This window comes from Knoellia aerolata DSM 18566 (assembly GCF_000768695.1).
Taxonomy (GTDB): domain Bacteria; phylum Actinomycetota; class Actinomycetes; order Actinomycetales; family Dermatophilaceae; genus Knoellia; species Knoellia aerolata.
The window spans coordinates 1-407 of the sequence record NZ_AVPL01000189.1 but is presented as its reverse complement, the minus strand read 5'-3'; the positions used below and the strand labels follow the sequence as shown (position 1 = coordinate 407).

Here is a 407-nt window from a genome sequence, read left to right as displayed (position 1 = left end):
TGTCAACGTCGGCTGAAAAGGGACCCCGTGGCGTCGGGTGAAAACGGACCCCTCTCGTTGGGTTGTCATGGTCAGTCCTGTTCTCCCACGGGTGTGGGGACGCGGCCCAGGTCGCGGTTCTTGAGGCGGTAGGAGTCGCCTTTGAGGTTGATGACGTCGGCGTGGTGGACGAGCCGGTCGATCATCGCGGCGGCCACGACGTCGTCACCGAAGACCTCGCCCCACCGGCCGAAGGGCTTGTTGGAGGTGACGATCAGCGAGGCCCGTTCGTATCGGGAAGAGACGAGCTGGAAGAACAGGTTGGCCGCTTCGGGTTCGAAGGGGATGTACCCGACCTCGTCGATGACGATCAGCGGGTACCTGCCCAAGCGGCGCAGCTCGTCCTGGAGGCGCCCGTCGTGGTGGGC

1 protein-coding gene is annotated in these 407 nt (G+C 65.1%); it reads right to left on the bottom strand.

The features are described from left to right. Nucleotides 1-71: 71 nt before the first annotated feature. On the bottom strand, nucleotides 72-407 hold a 336-nt coding region (locus tag N801_RS19270; protein ID WP_035941178.1), incomplete at its 5' end, for an ATP-binding protein.